The 15,647-nt window shown below is 64.8% G+C and carries 15 protein-coding genes; 5 read left to right on the plus strand and 10 right to left on the minus strand.

Translation table 11 applies throughout. The annotated features are described in order from the left end of the window. Positions 1–4: 4 nt before the first annotated feature. The 5 genes from JOD97_RS02425 to JOD97_RS02445 form a co-directional block, all read right to left on the minus strand. Complete coding sequence (locus JOD97_RS02425; RefSeq protein WP_209713026.1) at positions 5–2,539, minus strand: EAL domain-containing protein; 2,535 nt, start codon at positions 2,537–2,539, stop codon at positions 5–7. Beyond that, positions 2,536–2,913, minus strand: coding sequence for a response regulator (locus JOD97_RS02430; RefSeq protein WP_209713027.1), 378 nt, complete (start codon positions 2,911–2,913; stop codon positions 2,536–2,538). The genes JOD97_RS02425 and JOD97_RS02430 overlap by 4 nt, the downstream gene beginning before the upstream one ends. Before the next feature lie 12 nt (positions 2,914–2,925). Further along, the gene (locus tag JOD97_RS02435; RefSeq protein ID WP_229264155.1) at positions 2,926–4,254 is read right to left on the minus strand and encodes a HAMP domain-containing sensor histidine kinase; all 1,329 of its coding nucleotides are present in this window, start codon (positions 4,252–4,254) and stop codon (positions 2,926–2,928) included. Between the two features lie 235 nt (positions 4,255–4,489). Continuing rightward, positions 4,490–5,815: a carbohydrate porin gene (locus JOD97_RS02440; RefSeq protein ID WP_209713028.1), complete on the minus strand. Its 1,326-nt coding sequence runs from the start codon at positions 5,813–5,815 to the stop codon at positions 4,490–4,492. A gap of 281 nt (positions 5,816–6,096) precedes the next feature. Beyond that, on the minus strand, positions 6,097–7,065 hold the full coding sequence (locus JOD97_RS02445; protein ID WP_209713029.1) for a PfkB family carbohydrate kinase: 969 nt from the start codon (positions 7,063–7,065) through the stop codon (positions 6,097–6,099). Positions 7,066–7,276: 211 nt separating this feature from the next. Here JOD97_RS02445 and JOD97_RS02450 point away from each other — a divergent pair, with 211 nt between their 5' ends. From JOD97_RS02450 to JOD97_RS02470, 5 genes are all read left to right on the plus strand, one after another. Further along, on the plus strand, positions 7,277–8,257 hold the full coding sequence (locus tag JOD97_RS02450; protein ID WP_209713030.1) for a sugar ABC transporter substrate-binding protein: 981 nt from the start codon (positions 7,277–7,279) through the stop codon (positions 8,255–8,257). Between the two features lie 108 nt (positions 8,258–8,365). Next, positions 8,366–9,325, plus strand: a complete 960-nt coding sequence (locus JOD97_RS02455) for an ABC transporter permease (protein WP_209717082.1) — start codon at positions 8,366–8,368, stop codon at positions 9,323–9,325. Between the two features lie 5 nt (positions 9,326–9,330). Then, entirely contained in the window at positions 9,331–10,137 is an 807-nt protein-coding gene (locus tag JOD97_RS02460) for an ATP-binding cassette domain-containing protein (RefSeq protein ID WP_209713031.1), read from the plus strand. After that, on the plus strand, positions 10,130–10,582 hold the full coding sequence (locus tag JOD97_RS02465; protein WP_209713032.1) for an RbsD/FucU family protein: 453 nt from the start codon (positions 10,130–10,132) through the stop codon (positions 10,580–10,582). The genes JOD97_RS02460 and JOD97_RS02465 overlap by 8 nt, the downstream gene beginning before the upstream one ends. Positions 10,583–10,628: 46 nt before the next feature. Then, complete coding sequence (locus JOD97_RS02470; protein ID WP_229264156.1) at positions 10,629–11,840, plus strand: ROK family transcriptional regulator; 1,212 nt, start codon at positions 10,629–10,631, stop codon at positions 11,838–11,840. 51 nt (positions 11,841–11,891) lie between these two features. Here JOD97_RS02470 and JOD97_RS02475 read toward each other — a convergent pair whose 3' ends face one another. The 5 genes from JOD97_RS02475 to JOD97_RS02495 form a co-directional block, all read right to left on the minus strand. Next, positions 11,892–13,031 carry a cellulase family glycosylhydrolase gene (locus JOD97_RS02475; protein ID WP_209713034.1) on the minus strand — a complete coding sequence of 380 codons (1,140 nt, stop codon included), beginning with the start codon at positions 13,029–13,031 and terminating at the stop codon, positions 11,892–11,894. Between the two features lie 306 nt (positions 13,032–13,337). Continuing rightward, on the minus strand, positions 13,338–13,739 hold the full coding sequence (locus JOD97_RS02480) for a VOC family protein (protein WP_209713035.1): 402 nt from the start codon (positions 13,737–13,739) through the stop codon (positions 13,338–13,340). Between the two features lie 92 nt (positions 13,740–13,831). Next, positions 13,832–14,209, minus strand: coding sequence for a type II toxin-antitoxin system VapC family toxin (locus tag JOD97_RS02485; RefSeq protein ID WP_209713036.1), 378 nt, complete (start codon positions 14,207–14,209; stop codon positions 13,832–13,834). Then, positions 14,209–14,445, minus strand: a complete 237-nt coding sequence (locus JOD97_RS02490; protein WP_209713037.1) for a type II toxin-antitoxin system Phd/YefM family antitoxin — start codon at positions 14,443–14,445, stop codon at positions 14,209–14,211. Before JOD97_RS02490 ends, JOD97_RS02485 begins: the two co-directional genes overlap by 1 nt. Positions 14,446–14,531: 86 nt before the next feature. After that, on the minus strand, positions 14,532–15,539 hold the full coding sequence (locus JOD97_RS02495; protein WP_209713038.1) for a dienelactone hydrolase family protein: 1,008 nt from the start codon (positions 15,537–15,539) through the stop codon (positions 14,532–14,534). Between the last annotated feature and the right edge of the window lie 108 nt (positions 15,540–15,647).

Below are 15,647 nucleotides of genomic sequence, written 5' to 3' on the forward strand. Positions count from 1 at the left end.
TCCCTCAGCCGGGGATCCGCTCCGCCGCCGCCGGCGCCACCCGCGGGTGCAGGAACGCCTGCCGCACGGCGGCGAGCATGTCTTCCGGGGCCCAGGGCTTGGTGTAGAAACGGTCGACCGCCGCGCGGTTGACCGCCGCCATCATCTCCTCCAGATTGGCTTGGCCCGACAGCACGATCCTGAACGTGTCCGGATAGATGGCCCGCACGCTGTCGAGGAACACGGTGCCCTTCATTTCGGGCATGCTCTGGTCGCACAGGACCACCTGCACCTCGTGTTGCGCCAGCAGCTCGAACGCCTCGGCCCCCGATTGCGCCTGCAGCACGCGGTATTGCTGCCCGCTCAGCTGGGTGGCCAGCAGCTCCAGCATGAACGGATCGTCGTCGACGATCAGCAAGGTCTGGCGCGGGGCGTCCGGCGCGGCCGGCTGCGCCATGGTTTTGCGCTGCACTATCAGCTTGGTCATCAACGCCGCCGACAACGGCCTGCTGACCAGATAGCCCTGCATCTGGTCGCACTGGTGGCGCCGCAGGTAACTCCGCTGGGCCTCGGTCTCGACGCCCTCGGCAACCACCTCCAAGTTCAGGCTGTGGGCCATGGTGATGACCGCTTGCACGATGGCGGCGTCGTCCGGGTTGCTGGTGACGTCGCGGATGAAGGCGATGTCGATCTTGAGCTTGTCGATCGGAAAACGGCGCAGATACGCCAAGCTCGAGTAGCCGGTGCCGAAGTCGTCGATCGACACCTTGACGCCGCGCTGGCGCAGGTTGCCCAGGCATTCCATGGTGCGCTCGGTGTTGGCCACCAGCGACGTCTCCGTCAGCTCGAGCTCCAGCAAGCCGGCCGGAATCGCGTGGTCGGCCAGCGCGCGCACCACATCGCCCTCCAGGTCGCCCTCGATGAACTGGCGGCCGGCGACGTTGACCGACACCTGGATCGAGCCGACCTCGCCCAGTTGCCACTCCCCGATCTGGCGGCAGGCCGCGTCGATGACCCAGCCGCCGACCCGCACGATGAGCCCGCTCTCCTCGAGCACCGGGATGAACACCCCCGGCGCCACCAGCCCGTGGCCGGGCCGCGCCCAGCGCAGCAGCGCCTCCAGCCCCACCACCGCGCCGGTGGCCAGCGACACCTTGGGCTGGTAATGCAGCACGAACTCGTCGCGCTCGATGGCCTTGCGCAGCGCGTTCTCCAGGTCCTGGCGCTGCAGCACGTCGACGTTCATCTGCGCCGTGAAGAAGCGGTAGGTGTTGCGCCCGGCGTGCTTGGCCTGGTACATGGCGGTGTCGGCGTACTTGATCAGCACGTCGGGATCGGCGCCGTCGTCCGGGTAGATCGTCACGCCGATGCTGGCCGTCATGATCACCTCGTAGCCCTGCAGGTCGAACGGCTGGTGCAGCGCGTCGCGGATCTTCGCGGCGACCTGGGCCGCGCCCTTGTGGCCCTGCTCCATCACCAGTATCACGCCGAACTCGTCGCCGCCGAGCCGGCCGACGGTGTCGCGCATGCGCACGCAGGTCATCAGGCGGTGGCTGAAATTGATCAGCAGTTCGTCGCCGATGCCGTGGCCCAAGGTGTCGTTGACGTTCTTGAAGTGGTCCATGTCGATGAACATCACCCCCACCTTCCAACCCTGGATGCCGGCCAGCGCTATGGTCTTGCGCAACGTCTCATAGAAATAATTGCGGTTCGGCAGGCCGGTCAAGGCGTCGTGGTTGGCCTGGTGCTGCAGCTTTTGCTGGGCCTGCTTGCGCTCGGTGATGTCGCGCACCACGCTGACGATGATCCAGTCGTTACCGGACAACATGGCCTGGCGGCTGACCTCCACCTGCAGCGACGAGCCGTCCTTGCAATGCAGGGTCGCCTCGTTGAGTTTTTTGCTCGCGTCGCCGGCGATGACGGTGTCGTACACCTGCTCGAGCGCCTCGCGCGTGACCGCGCCCAGCGCCACCGGCCCGAGCGCCAGCATCTCGGCGCGGCTGTAGCCGAGCATCTCGCAACTGGTGGCGTTGACCTCGACGAAACGCATGCTGTCGCGGCTGACCAGCATGATGGCGTCGGCGGTGGCGTCCATCGCCGTGCGGAAGCGCTGCAGGTCGGCGGTGCGCGCGGCCACCTGCTGCTCCAGCACGAAGCTGTGCTCCTGCAGGTCGCCGAAGGCCTTCAGGCGCAGCAGGTTGCGCACGCGCAGCCACAACTCGGTACGGTCGACCGGCTTGGTGAGGAATTCCTCGGCGCCGGCCGACAGCCCCGCCAGCCGGGCGCCGCGCTCGTCGTGCGCGGTGACCATGATGATGGGGATGTTGGCGGTGGCCGGATTGCTCTTCAGGATGGCGGCGACCTGGTAGCCGTCGATGCCGGGCATCATGATGTCCAGCAGGATCAGGTCGGGGGCCGACTGGGCGATCGCGGTCAGCGCCTCGGCGCCGCTGGCGGCGCTTTCGGTGTGGTAGCCCTCGGGACGCAGCAGCACCGCCAGCAGGCGGCGGTTCTGCGCCTCGTCGTCGACGATCAGGATGGTGGGGGCGGAAACGCTCACGGGGCGCGCCCGGCGCACAACAGCGAGTCGATCATCGCGTACAGCTGGCGGTAGCCCAGCGGCTTGGCGATGTAGGCGTCGCACCCGGCCTGGCGGCTCTTTTCCTGGTCCTCCTTCATCGCCATGGCGGTCAAGGCGATGACCGGGATGGCGGCCGTGATGCGGTCGTGCTTCAGGATGGCCGTGGCGGCCAGGCCGTCCATGCCGGGCAACTGGATATCCATCAGGATCAGGTCGGGCAGTTCCTTGCGGGCCACCATCAACCCGGCCTCGGCGTCCACCGCGCACAGCACGCTGTGGTGGGCGTTGCGCAGCAGCAGCGACGCCAGCTTCATGTTTGCCGCGTTGTCTTCTATTACCAATACCTTGGCCATGTCGGTCCCCCCTTAAACCGTCGCGCCGGCGTGCGGCGCCGCGCGCAACGGCAGCCAGACCGCGAAGCGCGACCCCTGGCGCTCGGCGCTGGCGACCGCCACGGCGCCGCCCTGCAGTTCGGTCAACTGCTTGACCATCGCCAGGCCCAGGCCGGTGCCCTCGAACTTGCGCGCCAAGCTGCTGTCGATCTGGCTGAAGGCCTGGAACAGCCGCCCCATGTTGTCCTGCGAAATGCCGATGCCGTGGTCGCTGACGCAGATTTCAACGAAGTCGTTGTATTCGTTGTCGGCCTGGGGAAAGCGGTGCGTCGGCCATTTCCCCTCCAGCACGCCGACCCTGTCGCGCCCGACGCGGCGCGCGCGCAACTGCACCGGCCCGCCGCTGGCGCTGAACTTGACGGCGTTGCTCAGCAGGTTGTAGACGATCTGCTTGGTCTTGCGCATATCGAGCTGCACCACGTCGAGGCCCTCGCCGATGTCGAGCTCGAGTCCGATGCGCTGGGCCGCCGCTTTTTCGCGCACGATGGTCAGGCTGTTCTGCAGCAGGCTGTGCAAGTCGACCGGCTCCAGCTCCAGCGCCATCATGCCGGCCTCGACTTTGGAGAGGTCGAGGATATCGTTGATCAGCGACAGCAGGTGCTGGCCGCTGGTGAAGATGTCGTCGATCGATTCGTGCTGGATGGCCGTGGTCTCGCCCATCAGGCCGTCCCTGAGCGCCTCGGAAAAGCCGATGATGGCGTTGAGCGGCGTGCGCAGCTCGTGCGACATCGTGGCCAGGAATTCGGATTTCATGCGGCTGGCGTGCTCGAGCTCGATATTCTTGTCCTCCAGCGCCCGTTCGAAGCGTTTGCGGGTGGTGTTGTCGGTGCCGATCAGCAGGTAGCCGATGATGTCGTCGCGCGCGTTGCGCAGCGCCGTCACCGACACGATCGCCGGAAAGCGGCTGCCGTCCTGGCGGATGTAGGTCAACTCATAGATGTCCTCGATGCCGCGCGAGGCCTTGAACACCAGCGCGTCGAAGCCGGGCGCGATCGGCGTGTCGAGTTCCTCGCTCAGCGAGGCGGCGCGCGCGATCAGTTCGAGCGGGTCGGAGATATCGGCCGGCGTGATCCGGTTCAGCACGTCCTGCGCCATGTATCCCAGCATGCGTTCGGCGCCGACGTTGAAGATCTGGATCACGCCGCGCTCGTCGGTGGCAATGCTGGAGAAATAGGCGCTGTTAAAGATAGCGTCTTGCAAGGCGCCCGTCTTGAGCAGACTGGCCTGGCGCGTGTGTTCGGTATGGCCGGCCAGCAGCCACAGGCGTTCGTTGTCGCCCCTGTCGAATCCGGTCGTATGCATGTGCGCCTTCCAAACAACTACAGCTCAGCGTGACGGGTATGGTGTATGACTGCCGAGCGGGCTCGCAGATTGGCGCCGAACAGCGCTGGATGACGAACAGGCCGGTGGCAAGGAGGAGGAACGGATTCAATATAACACGTAGCAACCGTGCGCACGACTCGGCCCGAAGTTTGTCCCCGCATGTGCACATAGGGTGTCGGCGGGACCGGCACCCTGCAGCGTTATCGGCTCGGGCCTAGAAACAAACGTCGGCCTGCACGCCGATCATCGAACCCGATTTGGCCGCGCCGAACGCGCCCGTCGACGACAAGGCGCTGCCCGGCGCGGCGCTGTCGGCGGCCAGGCGCGCCGCGTCGTTCCACTTGGCGTAGGTGTAGAACAGGCGCAGGTCCGGGCGCGCGTTCAGGCCCATGCCGGACGAAATGGTCGGCGCGATGGTGAACTTGGTCATCCTGCGGGTCGGGCCGTCGTCGGGCCGGACGGCGTCCACGCCCAGGTCCATGCCGATCTTGAAGCGCCGGCTGATGCCGTAGACCAGATGTCCGCCCAGGCTGGTCCACACCTTGTTTTCGGCCACGCCCAGCACCGTGCGCTCCGGCGTGAAACCCTTGTCCTTCTGGTAGATCGCCACAAGCTCGGCGCCCAGGCGCGGCGTGAACTGCGTGTACAGGCCCTCGAGCACGCGCATGCGGCTGATGTTTTTGTCGTCGGATAGGTTGCCGATCGCGCCGACCGACTGGTCGGCGCCGCCGGTGCCCGGCCCGGTGCCGTACTGGATCGCGAACTTGTTCACGCCGTCGCCGTTGATGCCGGTCTGGCGGTGCTGGATCGTCGCGCCATAGCCGGAATGCAGGGTGTCGGCCGACTGCTTGTCGTTGCCCTTGGCGTCCTTGACGATGAAGCTCAGGCCCAATTCCAGCGAGCCGCCGGGATTGGTCGGGATGCCGCGCAGCTGGAAGTCGTGGCGGGTGGCCGAGTTGCTGCCGTTGTCGGCCAGCGCGCCGGTGGCCGGCAGCAGGCCGCTGGTGGTGGCGACCAGGTTATCCTTGCGCAGCAACGCGTAGCTGAACTTCAGGTCGCGTCCCAGCATGACGTCCTCGACGCCGCCGCCGAAGCCGCGGCCGCTCCAGTACATGAAGTCGTTGGCGCCGAGGCCTTCGCGCTTGTAGTACTTGCGTCCGAGCCACACGCTGCCGTTGTTGAGTTCGGGGATTTTGTCGCCCTGCACGTAGATTTGCGGCAGGTCGGCCTCGGATTTCGACGACGCGTTGGCGCTGTAGTAGGACAGCATGATGTTGGCGTTGAAGACGGCGCCGTCGTCGGCCTTGGTCACTTCTTGTCCCAGCCAGAATTCGCCGTAGACCTCGCACTCGTTGCCAAGGCGGTATTTGGCCAGCGCGCCGGCCAGCTGGAAGCAGCTGGCGCCGCCGTGCGACGAGTTGGAGCCGGCCAGGGCGCGGAAGTAGCCTTGGTAGTCGAGCGCGGACGCCGGCGCGCAGCATGCCATGGCGCCGGCCGTCAGCGCGGTGTGGAATAGGGTTTTTTGAATGATATTTTTCATTGTAGGGTCTCCAAGTGTTTGTCGTTGTCTGCTGCTCGTGTTGTGGTGTTTTTTAGTTGTCGTCGGCGCGTGCGCGCCTGATAAAGCTGTGCTGTGAAAATTTCGGCGTAGCGCTCCCCCTGGCGCACCGAAGGCCATTTTTCAAGGTTCTTCTAAACCACGTTCTTCTAAACCACGTAGGGCGGATTAGCGCAGCGTAATCCGCCATTTGCGTGCGCTGCCGACGGCTCACAGATGGCGGATTACGGCGTTCCGCCTAATCCGCCCTACGTAATGCCGTTTCAGGCGTCGACCGCCGCGCGTTGCCACTCGGCGCCGAAGCGCAGCGTTTCATCCCACGTCGCCGGATCGCATCCAGCACGCGTAACGTTGATGCTGGCGGCGCAGATCGCGTGCCTGAGCGCGCCCCGCAACGTTTCGCGATCCAGATCTCCCAGCGCCGCCGCTCCGGTCAGCACACCGTTCCGGAACAAATAGCCGATCAATCCAGCCTGGAAGCTGTCACCCGCCCCCACCGTGTCGACCAGCGCCAAGCCGTCCGGCGTCGGCAGCTCGACAACGAAGTGGCGCGACACCAGCGCGGCGGCCCGGCCACCGCGCGTGACGGCGATCAATTGCACCGACGATTCATGGAACAGCGCCTCGGCCACCTGCTCCAGGCTGGCCGCGCCCAAACCCAACACCTCCAGATCCTCATCGCTGACCTTGACGATATGGGCCTGCCGCAGCGCTTGCCGCACCGCGTCCACATAACGCGGCAGGTCGTCGGCCACCAGCGGCCGCAGATTGGCGTCGATCGAGATCAGCGCGCCGCGTTCGGCCGCCGCCCGCAGCGCCGGCCCCAGCGTGGCGCCGTCCTCCGGCACCAGCGCCAGCCCGCCGGTATGCAGCAACGCCATTTGCGGCGGGAAGCTGTCGATCAGCGACGCGGCGCTGACGTCGCGGTCGGCCACGCGCTCGCGGTGGAACGCGTAGGTCGGCGCGCCGCCGGCGTCGATGCTGACGATGGCGAGCGACGTCGGCCGGGCGCTGGGCGCGGGCGCGGCCGGCAGCACGTCGCTGGCGCGCAGCAGCGCGGCGAAGCGCGCGCCGAATGTGTCGCTCGACAGCGGGTTCAGGTAGGCCGTCGGAACGCCCTGCCGCGCCAGCCCGATGGCGAAGTTAAACACCGAGCCGCCCAGGCATGCCTGAAAGCGCCCGTCGGGTTGTTCGATCATGTCCACCAAGGCCTCGCCTAAGGTTGCGATCATCATGTCCTCATAAGTTGCAGTGGGAAAACTACTCTAGCCGGCACGCCAGAAAGCCCTCATTCGGCCGGCGCTCGAATTAATAAAACAACTTGATTTATTAATTTGTTGCGAATATATTCCTAATCGGTTCGGTAGTAAAGAGTTATCACCGCCTACCGAATCGGGCCCCGCCGACAGGCGCGGCCGCCCAGAAAATCAGAGGAGACATCGCATGAAATTGACCCATTTCCTGGCGCTGAGCGCGCTCGGCACCGTCGCGGCCACGGCCGTGGCGGCCACCCCCGCAGACCAGCCGGTCATCGGCCTGATCACCAAAACCGAGATCAACCCCTTCTTCGTCAAGATGAAGGAAGGCGCGCAACAGGCGGCCCAGGCCGGCGGCGCCAAGCTGCTGACCGGCGCCGGCAAGTCCGACGGCGACAACGCCGGCCAGGTCACCGCGCTGGAGAACATGATCGCCGCCGGCGCCAAGACCATCCTGATCACGCCCAGCGACGCCAAGGCCATCGTGCCGTCGATCAAAAAAGCGCGCGACAAGGGTGTGATGGTGATCGCCATGGACAGCCCGACCGAGCCGATGGACGCGGCCGACGCCCTGTTCAGCACCGACAACCACAAGGCGGGCGTGCTGATCGGCCGCTACGCCAAGGCCGCGTTCGCCGGCAAGGCGGTCAAGATCGCCGCGCTCGACCTGTTCCCCGGCCACCCGGTCGGCATCCAGCGCCTGGCCGGCTTCCTCGAGGGCTACGGCATCAAGAAAGGCGACGCCAGCATTGTCTGCATGCAGGACAGCTACGGCGACCAGGCCAAGGGCCAGACCGCGATGGAGAACTGCCTGCAGAAGAACCCCGGCATCAACCTGGTGTACGCCATCAACGAACCGGCCGCCGCCGGCGCCTACAAGGCGCTCAAGGCGGCCGGCAAGGACCAGGGCGTGATGATCGTCTCGGTCGACGGCGGCTGCACCGGCGTGCGCGACGTCAAGGCCGGCAAGATCGCCGCCACCGCCCAGCAATATCCGCTGAAGATGGCCGCGCTCGGCGTCGAGGCCGGCCTGGCCTACGCCAAGACCGGCAAGAAGGCCAGCGGCTACGTCGACACCGGCGTCACGCTGATCACCGACAAGCCGCTCGCCGGCGTCGACAGCAAGGACACCCGGGCCGGCCTCGACGCCTGCTGGGGCAAGAAATAAGTCCATGCGCGCCCACCGCCTCCGCCGCCCTCCTTCGCCACCCATCACGGAATAGTGACCATGAATACTCGCCTACAGGGCTCGCTGCCCCTCACCAAGGACGCCGCCATGCACACCCGCCTGCTCGACCGCCTGCCGCCCGTCTCCACGCTCGGCCCGTTCATCGCGCTGATCGTCGCCTCGCTGTTTTTCGCGTCGCAATCGGACCGCTTCCTTAGCGGACAGAACTTTTCGCTGATCCTGCAACAGGTCATGATCGTTGGCGTCATCGCGCTGGGCCAGACCCTGATCGTGCTGACCGCCGGCATCGACCTGTCGTGCGGCATGGTGATGGCGCTCGGCTCGGTCGTGATGAGCAAGTTCGCCGTCGACCTCGGCATCAATCCGTATGTCGCCGTCGGCTGCGGCATCGCCGTCTGCGCGGCCATCGGCGCGCTCAACGGCGCCCTGGTGACCCGCATCAAGCTGCCCGCCTTCATCGTCACGCTGGGCACGATGAACATCGCCTTCGCGCTGACGCAGATCTACTCGGGCGCGCAAACCGTCACCGACGTGCCGGACTCAATGATGTTCTTCGGGAACACCTTCCAGCTCGGCCAGACCGCCATCACCTACGGTACCGTGCTGATGATCGGCCTGTACATCCTGACCTGGCTGTTCCTGCGCGACACCGCGCCCGGCCGCCACGTCTACGCCGTCGGCAACAATCCGGAGTCGGCGCGCCTGACCGGCATCGCCACCGGCAAGGTCATGCTGGGCGTGTACATGGCGGCGGGCCTGTTGTACGGCGTCGCCTCGATGTTGTCGGTGGCCCGCATGGGCGTCGGCGACCCGCAGGCCGGCGCCACGGACAACCTCGACAGCATCACCGCCGTCGTCATCGGCGGCACCAGCCTGTTCGGCGGACGCGGCTCGATCGTCGGCACCTTGATCGGCGTGCTGATCGTCGGCGTGTTCCGCAATGGTTTGACGCTGATGGGCGTGCCCTCGGTGTATCAGGTACTGGTCACGGGCGTGCTCGTGATCCTGGCTGTGGCCACCGACCAACTCACCCACAAGAAGGGGTAATCATCATGACGATTTCCACTGCTGTTCCCAATGCAACCCCGGTATTCCAGGCCCGCGGCCTGACCAAGCGCTACGGCAACGTCACCGCCCTCGACGGCACCGACTTCGAACTGCGCGCCGGCGAGATCCTGGCCGTGATCGGCGACAACGGCGCCGGCAAATCCAGCCTGATCAAGGCGCTGTCGGGCGCGATCGTGCCCGACACGGGCGAACTGCTGCTCGACGGCAGGGCCGTGCACTTCGGCTCGCCGATCGACGCGCGCCGCCACGGCATCGAGACGGTGTACCAGGACCTCGCCGTGGCGCCGGCCATGACGATCGCCGAGAACCTGTTCCTCGGCCGCGAGATCCTCAAGCCCGGCATCATGGGCAAGTGCTTCCGCGTCATCGACAAGAAGAAGATGCTGTCCGAGGCGATCCGCCACATGCAGGACCTCAAGATCGGCATCCGCTCGATGCAGCAGGCGGTCGAAACCCTGTCCGGCGGCCAGCGCCAGGGCGTGGCGGTGGCGCGCAGCACGGCCTTCGCGCGCCACGTGGTGATCCTCGACGAGCCGACCGCCGCGCTGGGCGTCAAGGAAGGCAATATGGTGCTGGAACTGATACGCCGGGTGCGCGACCGCGGCCTGGCCGTGGTGCTGATCAGCCACAACATGCCGCACGTGTTCGAGATCGCCGACCGCATCCACATCCAGCGGCTGGGCCGGCGCGCCGCCGTGGTCAACCCCAAGACCATCAGCATGTCCGACACCGTCGCCGTGATGACCGGCGCCAAGGACCCCGCCCACCTGCCGGAAGATGCCCATGCTTAAAGGAATCGATGCCGCGCTCACGCCCGAGTTGTTGAAGGTGTTGTGCGAGATGGGGCACGGCGACGAGGTCGTGGTGGTGGACGCCAACTTCACGGCCGCCTCACTGGGCCGTGGCAAGCCGGTGATCCGCATGCCCGGCATCGACCTGCAACGCGCCTGCCGGGCGGTGCTGTCGGTGTTTCCGCTGGACCAGTCGGTGGCGCAGCCGGTGGCCTACATGAAGGTCGAGCACACGCCCGACGGCTACGCCTCGGCGGTGCAGCGCGCGGTCATCGCGCTGGCCGGCGAGCTGGCCTCGGCCGCTCCCGGACAGTGCGCGGCGGTCGAGCGCTTCGCCTTCTACGACCGGGTCGGCGGCGCCTACGCCATCGTGCAAACCGGCGAGGCCCAGCCGTACGCCAACTTCATTTTTAAAAAGGGCGTCATAGGTGACGCTCTGGCATAATTAAATAATGCCTAATTACAAAAAAATACAAAGAGACGAGCCGAGCATGGATGACATCAGGAGACTGCGCCCGCGCGGCTCCAACCAGATCGGCATGAGCCAATTCAACGAGCGCGTGGTGCTGCAGACGATACGTCTGCACGGCGCCATGCCCAAGGCGGACCTGGCCAGGCTGACCAACCTGAGCACGCAGACCATCTCGCTGATCATCAACCGCCTGCTCGACGAGGGGCTGGTGCTCAAGCTGGAGGCGCTGCGCGGCAAGGTCGGGCAACCGTCGGTGCCGATCGCGCTGGACCCGGACGGCGCGTATTCGATCGGCATCAAGATCGGACGGCGCAACCTCGACGTGCTGCTGATCGACTTCGTCGGCCGCACGCGCGAGCGCTCGACGCTGTCGTACACCTTCCCCGATCCGGACACCTTGTTCGTCGAGATCGAAAAGCAGCTGGCGCTGATCCACGAGCGGCTCGGGCCGGCGCGCGCCAAGCGCCTGAGCGGCATCGGCATCGCCGCGCCGCTGGCGCTCGGCGGCTGGCAAAAGCTGCTCGGCATCGCGCCCGAACAAGCCGAACGCTGGAACCGCATCGACATCCGCGAACGGGTGCAGGCGATGACCGGTTTGCCGGTGCAGTTCGTCAAGGACACCGCCGCCGCCTGCGTGGCCGAACTGGTCGCCGGGCGCGGCCGCAGCATCAAAAGCTTCCTGTACGTGTTTGTCGACACCTTCATCGGCGGCGGCCTGGTCATCGACAGCAATCTGCGCGGCGGTCCGCACGGCAACGCCGGCGCCATCGGCTCGATCCCGCTCGGGCTGGCGCGGCGCGGCGACAGCGCGCAACCGGCGCAACTGCTGAGCGACGCCTCGCTGTTCAACCTGGAGCAATCGTTCATCGCCGCCGGCCTGGACGAGGCGGCCTGTTTCGACGGCCGCGCGCTGCGCGAGCCATGGCGCCCGCACACGCTGGCCTGGCTGGACCACGCCGCGCGCGCCATCGCGCTGACCATCAACAGCGCCAGCTGCCTGCTCGATCTCGACAGCGTGATCATCGACGGCTCGTGCGAACGCGGCCTGCTCGACGCGCTGCTGCCGCAGGTGGAGGCGGCGCTGGCGTATTACAGTTGGGAGGGGGTGTCGCGGCCGTCGGTACTGGGCGGCACCATCGGTTCGGACGCGCGCGCCATCGGCGGCGCCCTGCTGCCGCTGTACGCCAACTTCGCGCCCGACAACGACCTGTTCCTCAAGTCCGACAAGTAGCGGGCGGCGCGATACGGCGTGAAGCCGGACCGGCCGCCGCACGCCCCCGGCCTAGTAGATCGACGCTTTCTGGGCGGTATTGCTGATGCCGTACTGGCCGTACCAGACGGTGTTGCCCCAGCTCGTCGTGCCCGACCAATTGGTCAGCAGATCGAGCCAGGCGTTGCCGGCGTCGTTGCCCGCCGTCGACCACGCCACGTAGCCGACACCGAACTGCTGCGCATATTGCATCAGCAGCGGCGCGTCGACCTTGGAGCCGAGATTGTTGTTGCCGTTGTTGTAGTTGTAGCCGAACTCGCCGATCAACAACGGCAGGTTGTTGCTCTTGTAGTTGTTCATCATGTTGTAGATGTCGTTCGAGTTATTGAAGCTGCCGTAAGCGTGGACCGAGAACAGCAGGTTGTGCCGCGGATCGTGGTTGAGCAGGTCCCAGCCGTACAACAGGCCGCCGCTGGCGTCCTGGCCCCACTTGGGACTGTCGATCACAATGGTGGTGGTCAAGCCGGCGTTACGCAGGGTCGTGATCGGTTGCATGTAGGCGTCGCGCCACTGCAGCGCGCCCATATTGTTGTCGCCCCACTCGTTGGCGATGTTGACCATGATGGTGCGCTCGTGTTTTTTCAGGATCGCGACGACGTCGGCGCGCGCCCAATAGTTGGCCATGTTCTGCAGCACGGTCGTGTCGTTGCTGCCGGTGCCATCGTGCAGCTCGACGATGGAGACCATTTTCTGCGCTTCGATGGCCGTCAGGATCTGGTCCAGGCGCGACGGCGAGCCGCCCATGGTCCAGACCACGCGGATCAGATTGGTCTTGCGCGCGGCCAGATTGGGCAGCACGTCGTAGGCCTGGGTGTCGTACCACGCGTGCGGGTTGTTCACGCCGCGCGCGATGAAGGCATTGCCGTTGGCGTCCTTGAGCACGCTGCCGGAGACGCTAAATCCTTTGGCCGCGACCTGCGCGACCACCTTGCAGGATTGGTTGTTTTCCCAGCCCCAGCCGTCGCCGTCGGGGTCGGAGGCGGCGCTGGCGCAATTGGGCACCACCTTGCAGGACTGGTTGTTTTCCCAGCCCCAGCCGTCACCATCGGGATCGGACGCCGCGCTCGCGCAATTGGGCACGGCCAACGCCTGCCCCGCCGCCGACAACACGATCACGCCGGCGATCACCAATCGTTTCAGATATTGTTTCATCATGGTCTCCAGTATTATTTTTTCAGGGAAGTCCCCTGTTCAAATTATATGGAGGTCAATGTTGTGAAATTTCGCTGGGATGGTTTTTGCAATCAGTTTAGCGCCGGCCATGCTAAACGCCCGCCAGGATGGGCCGTACACTAAACTCGGACGATCACGGGCAGGTGTGGACGAACAAAAAAGTTCGATACAAACGCCAGTGAAGCTTCGCAAGCCCTCGGTTTGCAACAATAAAGTTTGACACAACCTGCAGTTTTTTTGTACCTAAGCGACCGGCAGCTTTCGACCCTCCCATTGCGGACCTTGTCATGTCCCGCGATTGAGTTTCCAAGGCACGCCGAAGCGGTCGATCACAATTGCATAGCGACTTGACCAGAACGTTCGCTGTGGCGCCAAGATGACATGTCCATGTGGCTGCAGCGCACTGAAGTAAGCATCAACCTTCTCATCAGAGTCCACACCGAGTAAAACGTAGAAGCCTGCCGGCCGCTTGTAGTGATGATCTTCGACATCGGCACCGGCCAACTCGACCCCATCAATGCGAATATTTGCGTGAACAATGTGGCGCCCCGGACGTGTCGTCGATGCTGGGATCGGTGAATCTGCGACCCTGAGCATCGTACCGATACTTCCTCCGAGACACGCCGCATAAAAGTTGAATGCTTCCTCGCACTCTCCGTTGTAGTCAATGTGAAATGACAAGCTCATCGTCTATTGTGCTTTCGTTGTGGGTCTGTTGTAAAGGTGCCATTGTGCGGATGGGCGCCAGGCTGATTCTCGCCATATTTGAATTCAGGACACTAGATGAGCTCGACCAATTCTGAATACCCGGTCAGGATGCCATCGGCGGTGAGCAGTCGTAGTGGTTCGCACAGCGCTTGTGCAACCAGCATGCGGTCGAAAGGGTCGCGGTGGATATCCGGCAGCAGCGCCACGGTGGCGGCATGGCTTGCCGAAATTGAGAGCTCTTGAAAGCCACTGTTCGCGATCTCTGTCACAAGCCGCTTTACGTCAACTTCCAGCTTACCGATGCCAGCCTTGATTGTTGCTTCCCATATTGACGCGCTGCTGACATACACTTCTGATGCTGCAACGATCCTGTCCCTACCTGCTTTTGAAAGTTTGGGATGATCTTGCAGCCACCACAGATATACGTGGGTGTCCAAAAGAATTCTCATTACCGACCTTCAAATGCGGCTTGAAGATCATCGGGCAAAGGAGAGTCGAAATCGGTAGCGATCTTGATCTTGCCTTTCATCGCGCCAGGCTTGCGGACAGGTTTTTGTGTCTGCATAGGCACCAGCATGGCTGCTGGTTTCCCAGCCTTCGCAATCACGATTTCCTCGCCTTGCGTGACGGCTTCGATCAGTTTCGAGAAATGAGTCTTGGCATCATGAATATTAACGATTTGCATATGACCCCCTTTTAACTTAGTCTAGTCTAGTCCATGTTGAAGCCACATGCAAACCTTGGGCGGGTCCCACCCCCAGGCCGGCCGCCCTACTTAGCGCCGAAGAACACCTGCCGGACGAAGTTGAGCACCTCGGTGCGCGCCTGCGTGGTGGCCGCCGCGTTGCGCCCGGCGTGCGCGCCCAGTCGCGTGCAGGGCTTGTAGAAATCGGTCAGCTTGGCCGGATCGAGCGTGGCGCCGGTCAGCTCCGAATGGATGGTCCACGGTTCGATGTCCCAGCGCACCACGCCGCACGCCAGCGCGGTGGTCGCCTTGGGCAGGAACGTGACCGCGTACGTGGCGTCGAAGGAATGCGAGGCGCCCGCGTACTTGACGGTGCGGATCGGCGCGCCGGCCTCGGCGTACCTGGCCGCCAGCGCTTCGCACGGCGCCGCGCCGACGTAGTCGTCGGCCGCGCCCACCAGGCTGAGGATGGGCGCGCCGGTGATTTGCCGCGACCAATAGACGTCGTTACAACCGGCGTACAGCGGAATGTGCAGCGCAAATTGCAGATCGGTCTTGATGACCGCGTGCCGCAGCGGTTCGATGGCGGAGCGGAAGGCCACCGAGCCGCCGCGCGAGAAGCCCATCACGCCGATGCGCGCCGGGTCGATGCGCGGATCCTCGGCCAGCACCTGCAGCGCCTGCAAGCCATCCATCAGGTTGGCGGCCGGCGGCACCAGCGTCTGGTCCTCGACCGTGCGGACCACGCCGCGCGGCTCGTAGCTGCTGACCACGAAGGTGGCCACGCCGATCGAGTTCAGCGCGCTGACCCACATCTTGGTGTTGGCCTCGATGCCGGCGCTGCCGTGCATGATGACCATCGCCGGCACCGGGCTCGTCTTCACCGGCGGGAACGTCAGGTCGCCCCACACCCGCTGCGGCGCCCAGTTCTGGCGCCGCTCGCGCGCCAGGTCGTACATCGTGGCCGGCGTGTAGCTGTCGAATTCGATGCGCACGCTGTTGCGGTCGCCCGTCGGGCTCTGCGCCCGCGCCGCCGGCATCACGGCGGCGGCGAACGCCAACAGCAAAGTGGCCAAGGTTGTCACGTGTTTCATCAAGCTGCTCCATGTGGTTTGAGTGTTGCTAATTCTATAAAAGTTACTGTTAAGTTCGTGTTAAATTGGTAAAATTAATTTACTGACACCCACCTCAAGGAGACCGTT

Source organism: Duganella sp. 1411 (assembly GCF_017833525.1).
Lineage (GTDB): Bacteria > Pseudomonadota > Gammaproteobacteria > Burkholderiales > Burkholderiaceae_D > Rugamonas.

Coding starts and splice junctions, on each gene's coding strand:
- JOD97_RS02430 (WP_209713027.1), bottom strand. CDS start 2,913: ATGGCCAAGGTATTGGTAATAGAAGACAACGCGGCAAACATGAAGCTG.
- JOD97_RS02435 (WP_229264155.1), bottom strand. CDS start 4,254: ATGCATACGACCGGATTCGACAGGGGCGACAACGAACGCCTGTGGCTG.
- JOD97_RS02440 (WP_209713028.1), bottom strand. CDS start 5,815: ATGAAAAATATCATTCAAAAAACCCTATTCCACACCGCGCTGACGGCC.
- JOD97_RS02445 (WP_209713029.1), bottom strand. CDS start 7,065: ATGATCGCAACCTTAGGCGAGGCCTTGGTGGACATGATCGAACAACCC.
- JOD97_RS02450 (WP_209713030.1), top strand. CDS start 7,277: ATGAAATTGACCCATTTCCTGGCGCTGAGCGCGCTCGGCACCGTCGCG.
- JOD97_RS02455 (WP_209717082.1), top strand. CDS start 8,366: ATGCACACCCGCCTGCTCGACCGCCTGCCGCCCGTCTCCACGCTCGGC.
- JOD97_RS02460 (WP_209713031.1), top strand. CDS start 9,331: ATGACGATTTCCACTGCTGTTCCCAATGCAACCCCGGTATTCCAGGCC.
- JOD97_RS02465 (WP_209713032.1), top strand. CDS start 10,130: ATGCTTAAAGGAATCGATGCCGCGCTCACGCCCGAGTTGTTGAAGGTG.
- JOD97_RS02470 (WP_229264156.1), top strand. CDS start 10,629: ATGGATGACATCAGGAGACTGCGCCCGCGCGGCTCCAACCAGATCGGC.
- JOD97_RS02475 (WP_209713034.1), bottom strand. CDS start 13,031: ATGAAACAATATCTGAAACGATTGGTGATCGCCGGCGTGATCGTGTTG.
- JOD97_RS02480 (WP_209713035.1), bottom strand. CDS start 13,739: ATGAGCTTGTCATTTCACATTGACTACAACGGAGAGTGCGAGGAAGCA.
- JOD97_RS02485 (WP_209713036.1), bottom strand. CDS start 14,209: ATGAGAATTCTTTTGGACACCCACGTATATCTGTGGTGGCTGCAAGAT.
- JOD97_RS02490 (WP_209713037.1), bottom strand. CDS start 14,445: ATGCAAATCGTTAATATTCATGATGCCAAGACTCATTTCTCGAAACTG.
- JOD97_RS02495 (WP_209713038.1), bottom strand. CDS start 15,539: ATGAAACACGTGACAACCTTGGCCACTTTGCTGTTGGCGTTCGCCGCC.